Below are 21983 nucleotides of genomic sequence, written 5' to 3' on the forward strand. Positions count from 1 at the left end.
AATAGATAAATCAATATATGAAAAACAAATCTTTTATTATATCAGATTTAATTTACAGACTTTCTTGCACACTCCCCACAATTGACCCACCTGCTTTATTTTGTTTTTCTGTTACTATTTTTTTCTCTTAAATATTATATAGCAATTAATTGTAATAATTTACTTAATTTTATGTCTTCGCATAATATCCAATCTTTTTTCGAAAGTCATCATTTACTACATTTCCAAACCTATATTTATCCACTCATCTACTACATCCCAAAAATTTATATTATAATCCGGCTGATCATCATGAAACCATAAAACACCTTTATCAATACCTGAATTTTCTAAATCTACCGCAACACAATCTCCAGATCCATTTTCAAAAAATCCGAAAGTACAAGCTAGGTCTATTTGAAGCGGTTCCTCTAATTCATCCAGTATCCCCCACTCATAATCTTCAAGTAAAATAACATCTTCCAACGGCATTAATCCCATTGAAATGCTCGAATAATGATAAAATCCATTATGTATTTCTTCGTAAAATCTTTTTAATTTATCTGGAACTAATTCCCATTTTTCATTTAATTTTATATTCTCAAATTTTTCTTTTGGAAATTTACCTTCATAATAGTTTATTTCCCCACTTAAACTTTTTATAGTGTACAAAACTGAATATTCTTCTCTTGATTTGATAATTTCAGCTTTAACTAAATTATCTTCCAAATGGGAAATTGTATTATTCATATTATGTCCTATTTTTTCTTTCCAGAAGCTAATAATTTCTTTATTTATAGTTTCATCATTTTTAGAATTAAAAATCTTTTTCCATTGATCTGGCAAAAAACTTAAATTAATATTTAGAAATTTATCATAATTTACTATTTCTACATCACTTCTATATTGTTTCAGATAGTCTGACTTTTCTATCATTGCTCACTCCCTATTTTATTATAATTTTATTTCATATCAATAAAAGCTTTATCGTATAATTCTTTGCTCTCAATATATCTGGCAGTTTCTTCATAAAACTTTATTTCCCCTTTCTCTCTTTTAAAAATAAAGCCGCTTAAATCGTATTCAAAAAATACAAAATCTTCATCAGTAAACATTCTATAATTCTTTTACTTTTTAAATTTTCTGAAATATCTTCAAAAACTTCACTTATATAATATAGATCTTCTTTATTGCAGTTATTCAAATAATTAATTGTTTTATTTTCATTTTCAGAAAGTATTTCAGTAATTTCTTTCCAGCATTTTTCTATTCCAAAGTCATAATTTACACATTACAAATTTCTATAAAATTTCAAATTATTATCAATAATTTTTTTTGATAAAACATTAAATAAAACATCACTTTGTAAGTATAACACACTTTATATTAACTTAAAATATATTTTTGCTCAGATATATTAATATAAACTAATATGAAATTTAAACCTACAAAACATTATAAATTTTATAAGAAAAAACACTAAACCCTAACATCCCCACCAAAAATAACCCCAAAACAAAAAACAGACACGCCCCACGCGTGCCTGTTTCCCAAAAGCTAATCTTCTACTCGCCGAAATTATTATAAAACAATCTTTTTATTTCAACCATTGCCTCTTCCTCATCTTCTCCCTCAATGACTATTTTTATCCTGCTTCCCTTACTTGCCCCTAATTTCAAAAGAGATAAAATTCTCTTTGCATTTGCTGTTTTATCTCCGTTATACAACATAATTTCTGATTTAAATTTTACTGCTGTATTTACCAGCTTTCCCGCCGGTCTGGAATGCAGCCCTGATATATTGTTAACTGTCAGCTCTATTTCCATTTTTTCCTCCTCTGTAAGTATCCGGTTTTTTGTTTTTTTTCCATAATAATAAACTTATAAAAAGGGCAAACAGACTAATTATAATACTTCCCGAAATATAACCTATAATCAGAAGCAGAAAACTCAGAATAACCAATACTCTTTGTTCGAACTTTGTCACTTTATTCCTCCATATTATAATTTAATTTTCTATTATCACTCAAATCAATGTGTTCTGTAAGTCTCAAAAGTTTTGCCTGAATATTTACATATGCCTCATACTCTATTCTTTCCAGTACATCATATGCTGCTTTTAGCCCGCCCTTATCTGCAAGTATAAGCCCGTGTTTATTCAAAAGTGCTGCTATCGGATGCTTTTCCAGCTCGTCTTTTCTTTTCTCCATATAATCCTTTACCGTCTTTGCGAGTTCCTCAGTAGTAGCTGTAGAAAACGGAAGTGTCTCTACTTTCCCCAGTTTCACCGTATTCTCACAAAGATGTTCTATTTCCAGCCCGAGACATGCGAAAACCATTGCTTCTTTCGGATGAGCATGTATTACTGATTTTACTGCATCAGATACCTCATACACAGCCATATGCATATTTATTTCCCTTGTTACTTTTCCTCTCCCTTCTATTATATTAAGGTCTTTATCTACCACAAGAATATCCTCAGGCTCAAGTTTGCAAAGCTTCTGCTGCGCCATTAACGTAGGAGTCATAATAAAGTGATCTTTATTCATTCTTTCACTGAGATTCCCCCCCGCTGCATTTGTCAGATCCCTGTCAAACATTACCTTTACTACTTCGCACATCTCTTCTCTTTCTTTTTGATATAACATTTTATTCCTCCTCTGTTATTTTAGTTTTTTTATTTTTATTTCTTTTAAAAACTCTTTTACTTCCTTATTGTCAAATCCCGAACTCATCCCGCTCGCTACTTTTGAAGCGCTTATTGCCGTGGCAGATTTCACAGCCTCAAGCAGATCGCCGTCTTTAGCAATTCCTGCTACTACTCCCCCAACGAATGAATCTCCTGCTCCTGTATCATTTACTTCTTTTATTTTAGGCGGGTATATTCTGTAAATTTCCCTGTTTTCCATTGCAAGCATACTTCCGTCTTTTCCCAGAGACAACAAAACATTTTTCACACCCGAATCCAAAAGTTTTTCCATATGCGGGATATACTCATTTTCATCATTTATTCCAGTCTTTGATATAAATTCTTCAAATTCATCCTTGTTAGGCTTTATCAAAAAAGGGTTTTCGTTTATTGCTGTTTTAAGAAATTTTCCCGAACAGTCTATAAAAAGTTTTGTCTCCTTTTCATTTGCTATTCTTAGCAATTTTCTGTACTTTTCCTCATCTATTCCCGGTGGAGGACTTCCTGCGAATACTGCTACATCACCGTTTTTCAGCTTTTGGTTCATATAGCTGGTAATTTTTTCATATGAATCTTCATTTATGGTGAAACCTTTTTCAGTAATCATAAAACTTCCCTTACCTGAATTATCCACAAGTATAAAAGATTCCCTTGTTTTTCCTTCCTGAACTATAAATTCAGATTTCACATTATATTTTCCTAAAAGTTCTGTAAGAATCTCACCTTTTTCAGTTCCGATAAATCCTGTAGCGATATTGTCTATCCCCAGCTGTGATAAAATTATGGAAACATGGGTTGCTTTTCCGCCCACATCATATATATAACGGGAAATCTTATTATTCTTTTTTCTTTCCAGTTCCTCTTCAAAGTAAATTATTCTGTCTACTGCTGTGTTCAGAGTAAATGTATATATCATTCTACGTCTCCGCCATTTCTGCTTTTAGTTCTTCTTCCCTTCTTTTTTTCATACCTTTTACATAGAAAACCCATAAAGCTAACCATATTACAAGGAAAATAACTCCCATAAAGTTGCCTTTCATTACCCCCGAAGCATATGACCATACGAATCTGAATACCGGTGCTTCCATACTCGACCATGTTATCATTGAGTTAGCAGGAATTTCCACTGTTCCTACCTTTCTTGCAAGCTCGGTAATAGTCGGTGCAAAGTAAGTTCCCACATAAAGGAAAATCGGCGTAGTTATTATTCCTATTACTATCATTCTGAGAAGATTTCCTCCTGTCACTATCAGTAACGGAACAGCTATACATATATTTATGATTCCCCCGAACGGCAGTACATTATTTCCCGGTAATATTACCGCAAATAATATTGTAATAGGAACCAAAATTATAGTTGTTACCCATAATTCAGACGATCCTGCAAGAAACGGCCAGTCAAGCCCTATATAGAATTCTCTTCCCGGAAATCTTTTTTTCATAAATTCGCTGGCAGCATCAGAAATAGGTGCGAGAGCTTCCATAAACAGTTTTGCCACCATAGGAAATATTCGGAGGGCCGTAGCAGCCTGTACTCCCAGCGTTAGTATCTGACTGACATCATATCTTGCAAATATCCCGATGAGTATCCCTACTATAAATCCCATTACGTGATTTTCAGCAAATATTCCTATTTTATCTTTCAAGTGTTCTGCATCAAGCTGTCTGTTAAAAAACGGTATCTTTCTCAAAAGCAGGTCAAACGGGTAAACTATAACATTAAACAGTGCCATTGAATGCGGGCATGCCACTCCCGGTATCTTAGTTATTTTATACACTTCAGCTTGTGTAAGATCTGAGTTTTTAAGTTCAAAATATACTTCTATTGCACCAACCACAAGTCCGGCTATTACACTTCCCGAAATTGCAGTTACAAACACTGCTGTAAGAATCTTATTCCATACATTCCATAAATCCACATTCAGTGTATTAGTCTGCTTTGTTGCAAGCATAATAATATTTATACCTATCTGTATCGGAAAAAGGAAAAATGCATACGGCCATCCCCATGCGACAGAAGCCAGCGGAGACCATCCTGTATCAATTGCGTTTAACTGTAACCCTGTGTTTCTTACAAAGCTTTCAGATGCAGGCCCTATGGAATTAAACATAAATCCAAGAACCATTCCCATACCCAGAAATGCCACACCAAGTGTTAATGCTGATGAAAACGCATCTTTGAATTTCATTCTGACTATCAAACCTACAATTATCATTATCATAGGTAAAAAAACGTGTGCTCCCAAATCGTTCAGAATATAGTTGATAATCTCTTTCATAACTTAAATAACCTCCTTAGATATTTAACTGTTTATTATTTTTATTAATTTCTCCAGTTCTTCATTTACCCCTACTCCTGTTAAAAAAGGAATTCCGCTTAATACTGGTATTCCCACCTCCTCTTTAGCCGGTACTATGGAAATATACACATCACTCTGTTTCAAATATGTTTTCAGTGATTTTATATCCACTGCTTCTACTTTTGCATTGATTTTTTTTTCTTTTAAGAGCTTCTCTACTTTCGAAGCCACTGTCTGTGATGTTGCCACTCCTGAACCACATGCTACTATAATTCTTTTCATAATATTTCCTCCTGCTTATTTTTTTAATTTCTCTCTTAACAAATTGTACGTGTCTTCACTTGTTTTTACGTTTTTCAGTTTATCCAGAAGTTCTTCCTCTGAAAGAAGATTCATCAGATTTTCCAGCACTTCTATCTGTTCTCCGTTCTTTTTTACCAGCAGTAAAAATATAAAATCAGTTTCCAGATCATTCAGATCCATTCCCATATCCCTGAATATTATCCTATTTTTATTTCTTACAAAAACTACAGCTTCTGTATTAATGTGTTCCGGATTGGTATGAGGTATTGCTATTTTGTATTTTCCCAGATCCAGCCCAGTGGGAAATTCCTTTTCTCTCTCTATAATCGAAGTCAGAAAAGAAAATTTTACATCACCCCTTTCTTCGAGTATTTTATAAATCTTACCAAAAAAATTAATTTGATTATCAGATTCAAAATCGAGAAATATAAGATCCTCTTTAAAATAATCAAATAAATTATGCATTCTCTACCTCCTTGTATATATGATTAAAAATATTATGAATAATATACGGTATGTCTAATCCCTTAAATAAGACATAAATACTAACTTTCCACATTTGAAATAAATTTTATAACATTTCTTTTTCTGCTCTCTTTTTTCAGATATGACCTTATGTCATACTTTAGTATCAAATCGATTAACTCGCTTATTGCGTTTAAATGTTCCTGTTTTTTATAAATCGAAAATATAAAGAAAGTGTCCACTGACTGCCCTGCAGGAAATGTTACCGGATTTTTCAAAGTAAGAAGCATCATTCCTGTTTTGAATACATTTCTTTTATTTTTGGAATGAGGTATTGCCACACCTTCGGAAATTACTATATATTCACTGTATTTATTTGACATTTCCAGCATATCGTCTATATAGGAACTGCTTATATACCCTTTTGATTCAAGCACTTTACCTCCGAATATAATAGCTTCCTGCCAGTTTTTTACTTCCTGGTTCAGATAAATATTTTCTTCTTTGAGAATCTCAAGTATTTCTACTTTTTTCTTTCCTATATCATTTATTATTTTGTTTTCAAGCTTTGTACTAAGGCTGTCTATGAGCTTTTCCCTGTTCAGGATTTTCGTTTCTTTTTCTATTCCGTCTATTATTTCAGAAAGCAGTATAGTTTTATTGCTCTGTTCCAGATTTGCCTCATTGAGTATTTTGATATCCTCCAGCGTAAATATCGGATTTATTTTAATTACGGGGACATCTTTGGGTTTCTTGCTTTCCTTTATATCTACAGTGGTAATTATAAGATCTATTCCCTTATATTCCTTTATGGATTCTCTCAAAGCATAATAAGGAAGTATTTCCATAATCTCCACTTCATATGTATCTCTTATATTCTGTGCGAGCAGTGTAGCTGTTCCATATCCGAGACTGCACACCAGCAGAACTTTTTTTACATGTTTCGGACGGTTTCTCTCTATAGATGCCCTGAAATGTATAATCAGCAAAAACAGCTCATCTTCTGGAATTTCCTGCCCTAACATATTTCTTAATTCTTCTGTGGCTTCTTTTACATAATAATAAAAATCATCTTTCTTTATTTTCATGTTCTCAAATATGGGATTTACTATTCTAACACCTTTTTTTATCCTGTAAATCGTAGGTTTCAAATGATGAATAAGGCATCTGAATAGTATTTCATCATTTGATATATCCACCTCAATTCTTTTGTTCACATTATTTATAAGCTTTTTAGCCAGAAGGTCTATTTCTATCCAGTTTTCATAGAAGTCATTTTCTATGTGAAATGAATTACTCCCTAAAACCAAATCCGCCAGTTTCAATATCTGGGTATTTCTGAATTTTATTCCCTCTGCTGTTTCTATCTCGCCTATATGATTCATTATTGCTATATATTCATCTGTTTCTTTCAGGAACCTTTCTTCCAGCATAACAGGTTCCTGCGAGTTATCTTTTCCTGATTTATTACTTAATATTGCTATTAGCATATAGCTGGCTATTATGCCGAATGGTTCGTCAGATATAATAATTTCAAGGTTTTTTGCCACATCTTTAATAAATTTTCTTACCAATTTTGGATTATTAAGTTTAAAAATATCTTTCATCATACTAAGTATAATTTTTTCAAAAGACTTTCCCGGTCGGTTATCAAGGTAAAGCTGCAGATATTTCATCAGAAATTTTATACGGAATTTCTCTATATCTTCATACTCCCCGCTTATCTGAAGACCTCTTTTTTTCACCTGTTCCACTAGTAATTCCGATTCGGAAAGTTCTCTTTTTACTTCATCAAAATCTTTTTTCAGAGTTGTTCTGGAAACCTCCAGCTTTTTATACAGCCTGTTTATATTAAGACCGTTAGGATCAAGGGCAAGTGTAAGCTTTAGTATTTCCATTCTTTCATAAGGTGATAAAATTTCCAGTTCTTTCAGAAAATCCAGCATTCTGTTCAAATTTTGATTTTTTGATAATGTAAGATATCCTTTTTTTGTTTTCTGTATGGTATTAAAATTCAAAAGCTCCAAAACCTGATTTATTTTTTCGATATTATATCTTATACTCCTTTCTGTGACATAAAACTTACCAGCTAATTCATTAATGTTTACCTCATCTGAAGAAATAAAAATATTAAAAATCTCAATTTCTTTCAAGTTAAGTATTATGACCACCTCCAATTATCCTGTTTTGAAGTTTGATTCTTTTACCCAAACGTAAGTTTTTTTTACACTGGTAATTAACTCTTTTACTAATCAAACTCTTCCCTATAATAATAGCCTGAAAAAGATATTTGTAAATTTTCACCAAACTTCAAATTTTTCGGAAGAGATAATTTTATTGCTTTATTTTTTACTTCACCTGTTAAATTTGACTTTCAGTTATTTATATTCTTATTTTTCTTTTTTTGGGAAATAATATTTCATAAATTAATTTTTTATACAGACAATTTTTGGAAATATATTTCTGCTTATCTTTTATTAATAAAAGATGATATAATAAAAATAAAATCCTCTGACGGGGGTTTACGGGAAAGGAGCAGAAAATTTGGAATACGTTAGGTATATAGGTAATTTTATAAGTTTTTTCTCTGGTTTAATTATTATCTGGGGTGTTATTATTTCAGCTTTCCAGTTTATCAAAAATGAATTTTCAAAAAACAGTGACAATGAAAAAGCCATGAAGCGGGGATATATCAGAGCTTCTCTGGGATCTTACATCCTTCTCGGGTTAGAAGTACTTATAGCTGCTGATATTATTGACACCATCGCTCATCCTGAACTGAATGAAATTATTATTCTTATTGTAATTGTGTTTATTCGTACTTTTATCTCTTACTTTTTACAAAAAGAGATAAAAGAAGCTTCTTCACACTAAAAAATATATTTTACAGACAGAAATTCAGCCGCAGATGAAAATAATAAATATTAAAAAAGGTACTGTACACAGGTTTCATTCCTGTTACAGTACCTTATATTTTTTATTACAATAAAATCTTTTATTATTCAGCCCTATATTAGAATACCGCTTTCAAAGTTACTCCTGCTCTGTATTCTTCCTGACTTTTTTCACCTGCTACGTATTCTCCTGTTAAAAATACTCCGTATCTTTCTTCGACTTCCACTCCTATTGATGCTCTTGTTTTAAACTGCCCTTTTTCTTCCTCAGGCTTTGCAAGATCATGGTAACCATCTTCCGCCGCTACAAGCTGTGCTCTTTCTCTTTCATTCAGATTAGCAAGCTCATATTCATAAGCAAGATCCAAAGTCCCCTTTACTTTCCATGCACTGTTTTTACCCATTGGAACAGAAGCTTTCAGTTCTACCCCGGCTCTTGGTTTTACACTCCATGCATCATTTCCTTCGACTTTCAGTCTTTCCAGTCCTTCTTCCTCGAAAGTCGGTCTTACTACATACATTGCCTTAATTCCTCCATAAGGAGTTACAGATGTATTTTTCCCGATTCCAAACTCTTTCCCAAGTCTGTTATCACTTGTCAGGCTGTATGTTTCATATGTACCGTTCATTTCGGATCTGCTGTTCGGTGACGGCCAGTCGATATTTCTGTCTACATTATGGATACTTCCTCTTGCTGTAAGGTCATTTCTCAGTTCCCAGTTATCTGCCTTATACTTGCTGTGCATTCCAAACTGTAATGTATCTACCCATTCTTCACTTTCATTTCCGTCTTTGAATTCAAATCCTGAATGAAGATATCCTGCTGAATATCCAAATGTATGTCTGTATGTTCTTTCTACTTCTCTTAGTGCCATTATTCCTGTATAAGAAGAATCATATTCCACCACACCGTCTGTTTTTTCTTTTCTGTTTCCTTTTCCGGCGATTACATTTATCTTTACATTTTCTTTTGTATTATTATGCGAATTTTGAAGAAGACCTAATGAGTTTTCAAATACTTCCGCTATATCTTCTTCTCTCTGGTTAATATTGGAATATACATTTCCTCCGAGACTTGCCATAATATGTCTCAGGTCTTTTTCATTATCAATGTAATCTATTTTATCAAATATTTCTATTCCTTCTGCATTTGCCCCGGCATAATTTGCATCAAGCGACTTTCCGAAACCATCATACCAGAGACCGTAAGTATAAACATTATATGGAATCTTTACCATCCAAAGGTCTATATTTCCATCTGCATTTTCATTAGGAATAACATCCCATGTGATAGACTTGCTCTTTACTCTGACTTTTCCCGAATTCGGCCCTCCATCCGGAGTAGTCGGCACGAATACATCTTCCAGCTTATACGCCAGTGCATTTGTATGCTGTGAAAAATCAGGCAGTACCACTACAGGCTCTGTAGCGGCAAAATACGGCGCCACAAAACTTACTGCATTTGAAATCAGATATCTTCCGTCTATATCTTCAAGTGCGTAATTATCTGAGAATATTTCAGATGCTGTAGGCTCTCTGAATGAAGAAGCAGCTGGTTTTATTGAAATTTGAAAATCCGCAGGAACTTCAAATTTTTCTGCTACTTTTATTATCCCGGCATTTTGTATTTCCGGTATGTCATATCCTGTTGAGTATGATACTTTTACAGAGTCCGAAAGACCTGATCCCAGTATTATAGTTCCCTCATTCAGAAGTACAGATTTTCCCTGAAGGTGTATTCCCGTGCTGTTATTTCCCAATACTTCGATCGTTCCTGTATTTATTACAAAAGAACCTAAATTCGCAAAAATCCCTATAGAGTTATCTCCATGAATTTTTATAGTTCCGGAATTAGTCAGTGTCGATCCTGTTTTACCAGCAAGTCCCACTGAATTAGCTCCGTATAGTTCAATAAGCCCTTTATTTTCAGCTGTACCATTATCAATGAATACTCCGATTGCCCCGTCTTTTGTTGAAGTTATTTTCCCGCTGTTTACGATAGTTCCGCCCACGCCATACAGTCCGGCAGAATTTTCTCCCACAGAAACATCGCTGCCTGTATCATTCCGTATATTGGAATTTTCTCCGTAGATTGCCACTGAATATTTATTTACAAAAGGATTATATTCATCAACGATAACAGAATCTCCCATTATTATTTTTCCGCTGTTTGTTATATTACTGTCTTTTGCATATATTCCTATATTGCTTCCCTGTGTTCCTCCTGCATCTATTATTCCGGTATTAGTCACTGCAGAATTATTAACTCCGTATAAAACTATATTATCAGTACCTGTTAGTGCAAAATTTCCATTATTATTTATTACGGCATTATCCGAATATGCAAATACTTTTCCGTTATCCAGTGTTACACTTGCTGCATGGTTATTTAAAACTGCTCCTGAATTCAGCACAAAAGCATATGAGTCCGAAGGATAAACTATATCTGAGCTGTAGTTATCAATAACAGTTCCACCAAGTGCATACACTCCTGCCGCATTCAAAGCTCCCAGATTTAGTTTTGCACTGCTGCTGATATTTACATATGATCCTGAATCAGCATATATTCCTGTTCCGTTATCTCCGGTTTTTATGTTTCCTTTTATGTTTATTGTCGTATTTTTAGCATAAATTCCCATTGAATTTACTCCGGAATTTATTTCAGCATTTACATTATGATTTATTGTGAGAGAACCGTCTGTAGAGTATATACCCACATTTGGACTGTCCGCCGACAATGAATCCCCTACTGTTATTTTCCCGTTATTCTCAATAGTTCTGATGCCTGTCCCTGTATCATAAATACCGATATTATTCTGCCCGCTTAATGTGATCGTACCGTCATTTCTGAACCCTGCTGTCTGATTATCCATATAAACGCCTACAGCATTATCAGAACTACTCATTATTTTTCCGTAATTTTCCGCAGCAGATGCATTGTTAAAATATATTCCTATTGAAGATTCACCTGTATTTATATCTCCTCTGTTTACTATTGACCCTGAATTTTTTGCATATATTCCTTGCGAGCTGTCTCCTACATTTATAATTCCCGATACATCATTAAGAACTCCGGCACCATCTTCAGCATAAATACCTGTAGAAGAATCTTCAAGTCTTATTTTCCCGCTGTTAGTTACTTCATTTGATACTCCCAGCGATCCTGTCACAGAAGCCGCGGCCTTATTCTTGGCATATACTCCTATATTTCCAGTTCCTGTAGAATTAATATCTGAATTTGTTCCCAGAAGAACTGCTGAAGCATCAGCAACTATAAAGTTTATATTATCTTCTATATTAAATGCTCTATCAAATGTAAACGAGCTGTTTTTCATATCAGCATATCTATAGTTAGAACCTGAGGCAACATTTACTATGAAGTCATCTTTTATTCCTGTTGAATCCTTTAGATGAAAAAGAATAATCCCGTCTCCGTCTATATTAAATGCAGCTCCTGTCCCTGTAAACTTTGTCGGCTGTATATTTTGAAGAGCAAGTCCTATTGAATTATCTTTATCTAAATTAATAGTACCGCCTGATATATTTGTATTTCCGCCGTTTATATAAAAAACTATCCCGTTTTCAGCAGTATTAATATCTCCTGCTGATTTTAAATCTGTGTCTTTCACAGCTACTGCCACTGCTTTATTTCTGTCCATAGCTGAAATTTTGCTCAGGTCGATTAACCCGCCGCTGAAATTAACATTGGAATACCCGTCACCTTTTGAATTATTCGCAAAAATACCATAAGCTTCAGTAGTCCCGTCAGCTGTGAGAGTTCCAGCTGACATTGTGATGTCTATTTTATTATATGTAGAAGGCACTGTAGACCCGTACGTATTTATCCCGTAAATTCCTATCCCGGAATTTCCAAAATTTATATTTCCTGTATTTACAGTTTTTGCATTATTTGATGAGAAAATTCCTGTACTGCTGTCTCCTGTTGTTATATTTCCAATATTTAAAATTTCTGTGTTATTTCCGTATATACCAGTTGTTCCAGAACCTGTAAGTATTATATCACCTTCATTTTTCAATGTAACACTGGTATTATCATAGTTTTCCTGCCCAATTCCATACTGCCCATTTTTACTTCCTGATATGCTGTTACCAGCTGCGAGATTTATGCTGGAATTAGCAATATGACTCTGATTTTTTTGGTATGTATCTGTTGTAAGATCAAGATCAGAATCTTTATCTATGTTAATTATACTTTTTTCCGCATAAAATATATCGCTTCCGACTAATTTAACACTGCCTGTTCCAAGACCTGTTTGTATCTTAGAAACCTCGTCTATGCTTATTGTAGAATTCTTGGCATGAAATGCTGTCCCGCCTATATTAATAGTTGTTATCCCGCTTTGTACATCCAAAAGATTATTTTCTACATAATTTAGGAGACTTCCAGAAACATTTTTAAAGTCAAAAGCTATAGCTCCGGTTTGAACATCAGCGTCTAAGTCTCCGTTTATGACAAAAGTCTGATTTGGAAGACTTCCTGTTTTAAAACTGCTGTCATAAAATAAATACGATGAATCTCCTGATACTGTTACTGTTGTTTTTGTCCCTGTGTTTGGAGATATGTTTATTTTCCCACCGTTTGTGTAGAATACTGCACCTTTTGTTCCTGAAAGGCTTATTGTATCAGCTTTTATATTTGTATTATTTGTCCCGTCACTGTATACAGCTATTGAGTTATTACCATCTATCTTTATATCTCCTGCAGATGTAAACTTACCTTTATTATAAAATGCAACGGAAGAATCTTTGGTCATTTCTATATTCCCAGTACTATTTCCTTCAGAATCACCATCAATGTTAAAAAGAGATACTCCGGAAGAATTAACAGTTAGATTCGCAGTATTAATAACTTTTCCGCCTTTAGTTGCATAAAATCCGCCTGTTGAAGCACCAATTATAAAGTCCTTACTATTATTAACCGCCTCAGAATTCTTACCTGCGGCAACCATTCCCATTCCAGTTGTAACTGATATTGTACCATTATTTATTACTCTTGTAATCTCGTCACGTCCGCCTACGGCATACATTCCTGCTCCATTTGTTACAGTAATCGTTCCGTTATTTACTGCATCTTCTACTTTGCTGCTTGTTGACAATGGTGCAAGATAAATTCCTGTCCCGTTTGCTACAGTTATTTTCCCTGTACTACTGTTTTCTACAAAGCCTTCTCCTGTACTTCCATTTACTACAGCTATTCCAGCTCCGTTACTTATGCTGATTATATCATTATTCAAAATTACTTTCTTAGTTGCATCATTAGTAACAGTTCCGTCTAATTTCATACCAAAATTAGAATATCCGGTATAATTTCCAGTATTTATATCTATAGTTCCGTTATTTCTCATTTGTATGTCGCTCAGCCCATTGCCTGCCGAAGTATACATTCCTATTGAACTGTAGCCGTTAAATCTTATCGTACCGTCATTTTGTATAGTTGTATCTGACGGCGTTAAATTACTATTTACAAACATTCCCACTTTATATCCCAGATATCCGCCGAGATATGATCGAACAGTTGTTGTCCGCTTGTAATCTATTAAACCAATTGTTGTCACTGTTGATGAAACATCAGGACTGTCTGCAGTTCCTCCATGTCTGTATACAGGTCTTCCATTCACATATATTATATTCCCGTCAGGATGCTTATCTACTGTTGTTGTTCTGGACGGATCAGTTATTATTGTACCCGGATCGGTTGTAGATTTTTCCTGTGTATATGTTATAGTTTCCCCAATATGTGGAATTTCATTGTTATACCATGTATCAGCAGTGTCATTTTCCTTGTCATCACTGATAACACCGCTTGAGTTATTTGTAAGGGTACTTCTTCCGCCTTCAGCAACCATTCCATAGCTAAACGGCCCTTTCAAATCCATTTCATTACTATTAGTAACATTTCCTGCTCCGCCGAACACCCCTATTACCCGTGTTCCTCCGCCATAAAATGCCGGGTTGCTCGCTGTACTTCCATAAGAAGTAGATATTGAATTCGTTCCCCAAATCACTTCAGAATCACCGTTTGCGAAACTTTTATTATTACTAAAAGAATCTATAACAGTATTTACCGTTATATCCAAACCAGTATTAACATTATAATTCACTTTGTATGAATTAGCAGCCACTATCAGCAGTGTGGCTCCATCACTTTTTTCAGTAGTATATGTTGCTGATTCAAAGAGATTTTCATAAGCCGCAAGAAAACTTTTCATACTCCCTGTAGGAGTAAATTCCTTATAACTCCCCGAACTCGCACTTGGGCTTACACTGGGATTAACCTCAGGATTTACATCCAGACTGTTAAGATTTATTTCCGGCGGATTTACCAGCTTTAGTTCCACAGGATTTCTCTTGATAGTACGCTCTGGAATATATAATCCCAGATCTACCTGCTTTGCTTCTCCCAAAGCAGTATAAAACTTCCCGTTCACATTACTCGGGTCTGAATGGTAAGTTCCATTCGCAAGGGTATTATCCCCTGACTCTCTGTGAGCATAAAAACCGCTGAAAAATATCTGCCACTCCAGATATTCCGGCTTTACTATATAGTCACTCTGTAAATAAAGATCTTTCAGCTCTTTATTTCTTTTTTCCAGTATTTTTTCCAATACATCATAATTTTTAACGTTAGATTTTCCAGCTTCTATATTCTGGATCATCCCGTTATAAAGTTTTTCATATTTTTCCGAACGGTTTATGCTGTCTGCTGCTCCCTGAGAAACTGCAAATGCATTTACTGCCAGAAAAAACATCAAAAAATTCTTATTTTTCATCTTCTCTCCTACTCCTTCAAAAAGTACATTTTATCTGAATAATAATTAAAATTAATCTAATATGTATTACAGGTATTCCCAAATAATCATTTTATTTGTAAAAAATAAAAAATATAAACATACAGCCGGATTAAAATGGTACAAGACATAAGTTTATATTTCCCAGATTTATTTTAGAAATAATGTAAACTGATAAAGTTCCTGTAATATCAAATTAAAAATTCCCATTCATTTAATAAAATAAACAAAAATTTCACTTTAACATAGAACCATTTTACACATTTAATCTCAATTTGTCAACATCATCAAGTAATTATTTTACAAGCCCCGGAACACATGTTCCAATTTTTTTTACCATTGTAAAATCAGCACATCCTTTTTTAATAATTTCAAAAACAATTCTAATTATATATATTTTATATAAAAGTTACAATTTTCATTCACAAAAAAAATACAGCTTTAAAATCTGTATTTCCTTTATATTTAGCCCTAGTTCTGTTATTATTAATTTTATTAATCACTGCTGTTCAGACTTAAAAAACGGAAAAATACTAATGTTTTTTCATCTCTTCCACAAATCTGGCAAGACCGCTGTTATTGTTACTGCTGCTGATAAATGATGCAGTTTTTTTCGCCTCATCGTTTCCATTTTCTACAGTCCCTGAAAATCCTGCTATCTCAAGCATACTTATGTCATTATAACTGTCTCCTATTGCCGCTACTTCATCCAGAGTTATTCCCAGCTTATCAGCTATGACTCTTACAGCATTCCCCTTACTGGCATTTTTATTAATAAATTCCAGAAAAATAGGTTTTGATATAGTCAAAGCTATTCTCCCGTCAAATAAAGGCTCCAATTTATTTTTTGTTTCCAGTACGATTTCCGTTCTTCCTACAAGCATACATTTTATAAGTTCGTCGAATTCTATATCCTGAAGATCTTCAAATTCCAGATATTCGAAATTTGTTATTTTCAATTCTTCATCCACGAATTCATCTTTTTCTTTTCCAAGGACAAAATTATCTTTGTATGTTATATATTTTAAGTCTATGTCTTTTGATTTTTCATATATTTCCAAGAGTTCTTCCCTTTTCAGCCCCATTCTTTTCAGCATATTTCCCGAACTCATGTCCAGTATTTCCCCGCCGTTATATCCTGCTACGAAACCGCCGTATTTAGGAAGTTCCAGTTCTCTTGCTATACCTGTTATTGCTTCTGTGGGTCTCCCGCTTGCAAGTACGAATTTCACACCGTTTCTCTGAAGCTCCATTATAGCTTCCCTGTTTTCTTTTGTTATTTCATGACCATCAGTTAATAATGTATCATCCACATCAGTAACCAGCATTTTATACTTCATTTTCCCTCCAGATTTAATTGTTAGTCAAATTTTAGCATAATTATATAAAAAGTTCCATAAAGAAATTAAAAAAGCTCTGTTTTATACTGGCAAAATATATTGCACAATATACTTACAGAACTTTTCTATCAAACTATCTCTTTATTATAACAAAATTTTCTTTAATTCCTCTGCTTTATTTACTCTTTCCCATGGCAGATCAATATCTGTTCTTCCTATATGTCCAAATGCTGCCAGATCCTGATATCTGAATTTTCCCTCTCTCAGCTCAAGACTTTTCTCTATTCCTCTTGGTGTCAGATCAAATATCTGTGCCACAGCTTCCGCTATTTTTTCCTCTGAAACCTTTGATTTACCGAACGTGTCCACCTTTATAGACGTAGGCTCGGCTACTCCTATTGCATAAGAAAGCTGTACTTCACATTTATCCGCTATTCCTGCTGATACTATATTTTTAGCTATCCATCTCGCAGCATATGCAGCTGATCTGTCCACTTTCGAAGGATCTTTTCCTGAGAATGCCCCTCCGCCGTGTCTAAAGAATCCGCCGTATGTGTCCACTATTATTTTTCTTCCTGTAAGTCCTGTATCTCCGTGAGGCCCTCCTATTACGAATCTTCCTGTAGGATTTATATGATATTTTTTTACTTTTTCAGGATCAAGTCCGTATTTTTCAAGTACAGGCTTAATAACTTTTTCTTTCAGTTCTTTTTTTATTTCTTCCTGAGTTACTTCCTCGTCATGCTGTACTGATAATACAACAGTGTCCACATATTCCACTTTTTCTCCGTGTTCATCATAAGCAAGTGTAACCTGTGCTTTTGCATCGGGTCTTGCCCATGCAAGTTCATTTGATCTGGTAAGTATTGTTAATCTGTTTATTATTGCTCTGGCTAATGTAAGAGCAAGAGGCATTAATTCAGGTGTCTCATTTACCGCACCGCCGAACATTATCCCCTGATCTCCGGCACCTCCCGTGTCCACTCCCATGGCAATATCCGGAGATTGTGAATGAATGGTATTCAGTACACCGCAGTCGGCATCAAAGCCCATTCCCTGTCTATATCCTATTTCCTCGATCTTTTCTCTTATTATTTTTTGTATATCAATATAAGTGTTGGTAGTAATTTCTCCCCCGACCATTACGAGACCTGTTGTAGCAAAAACTTCACATGCCACTCTTGACTGCGGGTCATCTATAAGACACGCATCCAAAACTGCATCCGATATCTGGTCGCATATTTTGTCCGGATGTCCCGGTGATACAAATTCTGATGTAAAAAACAAATTTTTTGACATTTTTATGTCCTCCTTGAGTATATAGTTTATCGGGATATCATCAATGTTATCTCAAGAAAATACAGCCCGTTCACCTGTTATTTTCTGTTAAATTTTTTACGGAAATAAAAAAATCTTCAATCCCGAAAGCAAAATTGAAGATAACTCATTTTCATCTTTCAGGAATTAGCACCACACGATATACGTAGGTTGCTGGAACGTCACAGAGCCTGTCTCTCAGTTCCTCTTGATGATATTTTCTAATAAATACTATACTACATACTTTTTATTTTGTCAATAAAATTTTTCTTTACAAATATTTTTATTATAAAACTAATTTTCGCCTGACTTATATTTAAAATAAAAAATATTCTTTTATGCAGAGATCCTAATATATTCGTTATTATTCATCATCAGCTTTCTCTTTATTTTAGTGCGGTCAAATATTTCGGCTGCTGTACCTATGAATTTCTCTTTCATTGCAATCTTACTCCTCTCAGTGGTATAATAAATTAAAATTTGTATTAGTCAGGTGGTATTAAAATGGATAAAACATTAAATGATTATGTTTCTTTGTATAAAGCCCAACTGCAAAACGAAGATATTCAAACTGCTTATGAAAGACTGCTCAAATATCTAATGGCTGTAAAAGCATATTTTGAAAAGACTCTTCCAAATAAGTATTCCTGTGGAAATGTTTCGCCGGGTTATATGGACTTCTCATATTTTCCTTATTCCGATGCATTTCTGAAAAGTAAAGAATTACGTTTTGGAATTGTATTGAATCATAAAGAAATGAGATTCGAGCTTTGGCTGATGGGGCGAAACGCAAAAATTCAGAAGGAATACTGGGACTTCTTGAAAAATACCAAATGGAACAAAAATAAGCCTGCTATGCCAAAGTACTCAATTATTGAAATTATTTTAGTCAAGGAACCCGATTTTGATAAATTAGATGAATTAACAGCTGAAATAGTAAAGCAAGCTGATTTATACTCAGATGAAATAATAAGTTACATTAAGAAACAGAGGTGAGTAATTTGCTGGTTGAAGTTTGGTTTTTAGACAATAATACGAGGAAAAATCCTCCTTACGGTACAGTATACAGACCGCATTTTGTCATAGAAAATACCAATGAATATTTGGGAATTCAATTTAAAAATTTAGAAAAAAGCAAATTTAACGAACATATTCTCTGTGATATAATTTTATTATATGAAGGAGTCGACTATTCAAAACTGAAAAAAGGAGCTTCATTTGAAATAAAAGAAGGCCCGCACACTGTCGGCAAAGGTCTTGTTATCGGATAACAGCATCTTATGTTACAAAGCTAAAAATACTCTGATACCACAGCTTTACTCTTAAACGGAATTTCTAATTTATAAAGAATATAAGGAGAATCTGAATGTTAGAAATAAAAGATTTTACCAGTATAAACGATCTGTTTTTCTCATTTCGCTGTGAACTGGGTGATGCTTTATACAGTTCAGGGGTAATATTTGAAAATAAATGTACTAATGAACAATTCATGGATTTTTTTCCTGAAATAAGCGAAACTCTGGAATGGATAAACAGCAATATCACAGATATAAAATCACAAACTGAGAAAAACTTACCGGATAATGCTGATTTGAAAATATTCAAAAACTGTATGATATTATCTTTTTCTCTTAGATTTAATAAGGATAATGTATTGTCATCCCATATTGCATACGGAGACAAAGAAGGAATTTATTTAATATCAGATATTAAACACAAGAAAGTCTTCTCTGTAGAAATGAATTTATAAACAAACTAAATCCGGATTTCTCCGGATTTTTTTTGCAGCTGTTATTTGCCGGCTGCCAAAGCTGCCAGACTGCCTAAAAATAACATAATCATAATAATATTATATAAGTTTATTACTGTTTTATCGCTTATTTTCCTGTTTAATTTTGTTCCGATGACAGAACCGATTATAGCCGCTGCTGCAAGAGGCAGTGCCTTTATATAGTCAATATTATTATCAAATATATGCTGTGCCAGACTGAACAATGAGCTTATAAACACTATAAACACGCTTGTTCCCGGAATCTTTTTTATTTCTGTCTGAAATACAAACATCAAAAGCGGTATTAGAAACGGCCCGCCTCCTATACCCAAAATTCCTGCACAAAATCCTATTATAAGGGAAATCAGCAGTTTGAAAAAATAATTCACTTCTATCTTATGTATTTTTTCCTTAAAAAACATAAGACATATCAAAACAAACAAAACAAATAAATATGTGAAATTTATAAAACTTTCAGGTACATAAGCAATGGCAAATGTCCCGATATAGCTTCCGGGAACTATGAACAAACCTGTTTTTATACCTGTTCTAAAATCTATTTTTTTATTCTTATTATATTTATATGTACTAAAAGCAGCCATTATAAAAACCGTAAATGTAGAAAGAGCCGCCGCTGATTTTGCACTCTCTCCCAATAATTTCAGAGAAGGTCTTAATATTACCCCTCCTCCTATTCCAATAAGGCTTCCCAATGTGGAAGTCACTAATGATAAAATAAAATATAGCATTCTGTCTCCTGATTACAACAGTTTCGTTTATAATTCAGAAAGAGACTGTTTACTTATCTTCCTTTTACAAAATATAAAACTGCCGTATTATCAATTGTAGAATTCCTTCTCCAGAATAAGAGCCACTGCACCCAAATACTGCGGTATTTTGTATATATCATTTCTTACGAATATTTCCCTGCTTATTTTTCTGTTGCTTAATTCATAAACATAATCAAGAAACAGTCTGTTCAGGGTTTCATCGGTAAAACCATAACCTGTGATAAAAACCTTGTCGGGATCAATAAATTTTATCGTATCCACCAGTACAGAAGCTATGGCGTAATATTTTCTTTCCAGTATTTCCTTTATCATTACTTCTCCCTGTGAATAAGCATAAAATATATTCTCTATATTTATGTTATCTTCTGCCCCTTCTGTTTTACCAAATAATACAGGAGTGCTTTCCTCTGAATATACTTCTTTTACTTCTTTTATAATTCTGTAAAAATTCACCACTGCATCAAGACAGTTTATATCGCCGCATGAACATTTCACCACAGACGGGGATTCCACACGTATATGCGATAATTTCCCCGCGCTGAAATGAATCCCGTCCTGTATCTCATTATTCATTATAAGAGCAGATCCTATTCCCATACCGTATTTCAGGAAAATATAACTCCCGCTGTCAGTCTTCATATTTCCAAACATTTTGTATGCAAGAAAATATGTGTGTATATTATTAGCCAAATGAACGGGAATATCAAAGTTTTCTTCAAATACCCGGGTTACCTCTATTTTTTCATTCCACAGACCCTGTGCATTTATACTTATTCCGTTCTCCTGATCTACTATACCTACAATAGATATTCCTATTCCGAGAATTTCATTCTTATTGATTTTTAATTTTTTTAATTTTTCTTTTATATTATCCGAAATATCCTGAAACATATACATCGGGTCTTCATCTTTTTTATAAATAAGACTTATTTCATCTATAGTTTCTGAATTGAGATATGTTATCCCAGTCTTCACTTTTATAAATTCGTCATACTGATGTATATATATTCCGATTATCTTCTTATATTCATAATTTATACCTATAAGAATTTTTTTTCTTCCAATATTTTTCTCTTCTTTTTTCCCTATTGTTTTTAATATTCCTTCTTCTATCATTTCATTGGCAATGTTGGAAATAGTCATCGGCGTCATGCCAAGAACCTCTGCTATTTCCTTTTTCGGTATCTGGCCGTATTTATTCACTGCCCTTAATACTGCCTTTAGATTTCTCTGTTTTATATCCTGAAGATTTATTCCGATTTTCATATATAACCCTTTCCGGTATTTTAAATAATTACCGCTTTTATCAAAATTACATTATACTAA

19 protein-coding genes and 1 riboswitch are annotated in these 21983 nt (G+C 33.7%); of the genes, 4 read left to right on the forward strand and 15 right to left on the reverse strand.

The annotated features are described in order from the left end of the window. Positions 1–216 precede the first annotated feature (216 nt). The 10 genes from NK213_RS01005 to NK213_RS01050 form a co-directional block, all read right to left on the reverse strand. The gene (locus NK213_RS01005) at positions 217–915 is read right to left on the reverse strand and encodes an SMI1/KNR4 family protein (RefSeq protein WP_253346075.1); all 699 of its coding nucleotides are present in this window, start codon (positions 913–915) and stop codon (positions 217–219) included. Between the two features lie 26 nt (positions 916–941). Beyond that, positions 942–1094 (reverse strand): hypothetical protein, encoded by a 153-nt coding sequence (locus tag NK213_RS01010; protein ID WP_253346076.1) that lies wholly within the window; start codon positions 1092–1094, stop codon positions 942–944. A gap of 450 nt (positions 1095–1544) precedes the next feature. Continuing rightward, positions 1545–1805, reverse strand: a complete 261-nt coding sequence (locus tag NK213_RS01015; RefSeq protein WP_253346077.1) for an HPr family phosphocarrier protein — start codon at positions 1803–1805, stop codon at positions 1545–1547. Next, a complete protein-coding gene (locus NK213_RS01020) occupies positions 1783–1965 on the reverse strand; it encodes a hypothetical protein (protein ID WP_253346078.1) in 183 nt (60 codons plus the stop codon). The genes NK213_RS01015 and NK213_RS01020 overlap by 23 nt, the downstream gene beginning before the upstream one ends. 1 nt (position 1966) lies before the next feature. After that, positions 1967–2626 (reverse strand): class II aldolase/adducin family protein, encoded by a 660-nt coding sequence (locus tag NK213_RS01025; protein WP_253346079.1) that lies wholly within the window; start codon positions 2624–2626, stop codon positions 1967–1969. Positions 2627–2641: 15 nt separating this feature from the next. Then, positions 2642–3583: a 1-phosphofructokinase family hexose kinase gene (locus NK213_RS01030; protein WP_253346080.1), complete on the reverse strand. Its 942-nt coding sequence runs from the start codon at positions 3581–3583 to the stop codon at positions 2642–2644. Between the two features lies 1 nt (position 3584). Then, a complete protein-coding gene (locus NK213_RS01035; RefSeq protein ID WP_253346081.1) occupies positions 3585–4946 on the reverse strand; it encodes a PTS galactitol transporter subunit IIC in 1362 nt (453 codons plus the stop codon). Between the two features lie 24 nt (positions 4947–4970). Beyond that, on the reverse strand, positions 4971–5249 hold the full coding sequence (locus tag NK213_RS01040) for a PTS sugar transporter subunit IIB (RefSeq protein WP_012861187.1): 279 nt from the start codon (positions 5247–5249) through the stop codon (positions 4971–4973). A 15-nt stretch (positions 5250–5264) separates the two neighbouring features. Then, positions 5265–5735 (reverse strand): PTS sugar transporter subunit IIA, encoded by a 471-nt coding sequence (locus NK213_RS01045; protein WP_253346082.1) that lies wholly within the window; start codon positions 5733–5735, stop codon positions 5265–5267. An 80-nt stretch (positions 5736–5815) separates the two neighbouring features. Continuing rightward, on the reverse strand, positions 5816–7888 hold the full coding sequence (locus NK213_RS01050; protein ID WP_253346083.1) for a BglG family transcription antiterminator: 2073 nt from the start codon (positions 7886–7888) through the stop codon (positions 5816–5818). Positions 7889–8279: 391 nt separating this feature from the next. Between NK213_RS01050 and NK213_RS01055 the strand changes: the two genes are divergently transcribed. Then, positions 8280–8609: a DUF1622 domain-containing protein gene (locus NK213_RS01055; RefSeq protein WP_253346084.1), complete on the forward strand. Its 330-nt coding sequence runs from the start codon at positions 8280–8282 to the stop codon at positions 8607–8609. A gap of 139 nt (positions 8610–8748) precedes the next feature. Here NK213_RS01055 and NK213_RS01060 read toward each other — a convergent pair whose 3' ends face one another. From NK213_RS01060 to metK, 3 genes are all read right to left on the reverse strand, one after another. Beyond that, the gene (locus tag NK213_RS01060) at positions 8749–15420 is read right to left on the reverse strand and encodes an autotransporter domain-containing protein (protein WP_253346085.1); all 6672 of its coding nucleotides are present in this window, start codon (positions 15418–15420) and stop codon (positions 8749–8751) included. Between the two features lie 551 nt (positions 15421–15971). Next, positions 15972–16778 (reverse strand): Cof-type HAD-IIB family hydrolase, encoded by an 807-nt coding sequence (locus NK213_RS01065; protein WP_253346086.1) that lies wholly within the window; start codon positions 16776–16778, stop codon positions 15972–15974. 144 nt (positions 16779–16922) lie between these two features. Next, on the reverse strand, positions 16923–18077 hold the full coding sequence (gene metK, locus NK213_RS01070; RefSeq protein WP_253346087.1) for a methionine adenosyltransferase: 1155 nt from the start codon (positions 18075–18077) through the stop codon (positions 16923–16925). 148 nt (positions 18078–18225) lie between these two features. Beyond that, positions 18226–18313, reverse strand: a riboswitch (SAM riboswitch). Positions 18314–18599: 286 nt separating this feature from the next. Between metK and NK213_RS01075 the strand changes: the two genes are divergently transcribed. From NK213_RS01075 to NK213_RS01085, 3 genes are all read left to right on the forward strand, one after another. Further along, a complete protein-coding gene (locus tag NK213_RS01075; protein WP_253346088.1) occupies positions 18600–19091 on the forward strand; it encodes a hypothetical protein in 492 nt (163 codons plus the stop codon). A gap of 5 nt (positions 19092–19096) precedes the next feature. Then, positions 19097–19366: a hypothetical protein gene (locus NK213_RS01080; RefSeq protein ID WP_253346089.1), complete on the forward strand. Its 270-nt coding sequence runs from the start codon at positions 19097–19099 to the stop codon at positions 19364–19366. 95 nt (positions 19367–19461) lie between these two features. Then, entirely contained in the window at positions 19462–19845 is a 384-nt protein-coding gene (locus NK213_RS01085) for a hypothetical protein (protein WP_253346090.1), read from the forward strand. 41 nt (positions 19846–19886) lie between these two features. Here NK213_RS01085 and NK213_RS01090 read toward each other — a convergent pair whose 3' ends face one another. Next, positions 19887–20615, reverse strand: coding sequence for a sulfite exporter TauE/SafE family protein (locus NK213_RS01090; RefSeq protein WP_253346091.1), 729 nt, complete (start codon positions 20613–20615; stop codon positions 19887–19889). Between the two features lie 90 nt (positions 20616–20705). Beyond that, a complete protein-coding gene (locus NK213_RS01095) occupies positions 20706–21923 on the reverse strand; it encodes an ROK family transcriptional regulator (RefSeq protein ID WP_253346092.1) in 1218 nt (405 codons plus the stop codon). Between the last annotated feature and the right edge of the window lie 60 nt (positions 21924–21983).

The sequence above is a fragment of the Sebaldella sp. S0638 genome, from assembly GCF_024158605.1.
GTDB lineage: Bacteria > Fusobacteriota > Fusobacteriia > Fusobacteriales > Leptotrichiaceae > Sebaldella.

Bases quoted from the DNA above. Each gene is read 5' to 3' on its own strand.
- NK213_RS01095 (WP_253346092.1), bottom strand. From the start codon at position 21,923: ATGAAAATCGGAATAAATCTTCAGGATATAAAACAGAGAAATCTAAAG.
- NK213_RS01010 (WP_253346076.1), bottom strand. From the start codon at position 1,094: ATGTTTACTGATGAAGATTTTGTATTTTTTGAATACGATTTAAGCGGC.
- NK213_RS01090 (WP_253346091.1), bottom strand. From the start codon at position 20,615: ATGCTATATTTTATTTTATCATTAGTGACTTCCACATTGGGAAGCCTT.
- metK (WP_253346087.1), bottom strand. From the start codon at position 18,077: ATGTCAAAAAATTTGTTTTTTACATCAGAATTTGTATCACCGGGACAT.
- NK213_RS01030 (WP_253346080.1), bottom strand. From the start codon at position 3,583: ATGATATATACATTTACTCTGAACACAGCAGTAGACAGAATAATTTAC.
- NK213_RS01065 (WP_253346086.1), bottom strand. From the start codon at position 16,778: ATGAAGTATAAAATGCTGGTTACTGATGTGGATGATACATTATTAACT.
- NK213_RS01040 (WP_012861187.1), bottom strand. From the start codon at position 5,249: ATGAAAAGAATTATAGTAGCATGTGGTTCAGGAGTGGCAACATCACAG.
- NK213_RS01005 (WP_253346075.1), bottom strand. From the start codon at position 915: ATGATAGAAAAGTCAGACTATCTGAAACAATATAGAAGTGATGTAGAA.
- NK213_RS01045 (WP_253346082.1), bottom strand. From the start codon at position 5,735: ATGCATAATTTATTTGATTATTTTAAAGAGGATCTTATATTTCTCGAT.
- NK213_RS01015 (WP_253346077.1), bottom strand. From the start codon at position 1,805: ATGGAAATAGAGCTGACAGTTAACAATATATCAGGGCTGCATTCCAGA.
- NK213_RS01025 (WP_253346079.1), bottom strand. From the start codon at position 2,626: ATGTTATATCAAAAAGAAAGAGAAGAGATGTGCGAAGTAGTAAAGGTA.
- NK213_RS01060 (WP_253346085.1), bottom strand. From the start codon at position 15,420: ATGAAAAATAAGAATTTTTTGATGTTTTTTCTGGCAGTAAATGCATTT.
- NK213_RS01085 (WP_253346090.1), top strand. From the start codon at position 19,462: ATGTTAGAAATAAAAGATTTTACCAGTATAAACGATCTGTTTTTCTCA.
- NK213_RS01075 (WP_253346088.1), top strand. From the start codon at position 18,600: ATGGATAAAACATTAAATGATTATGTTTCTTTGTATAAAGCCCAACTG.
- NK213_RS01035 (WP_253346081.1), bottom strand. From the start codon at position 4,946: ATGAAAGAGATTATCAACTATATTCTGAACGATTTGGGAGCACACGTT.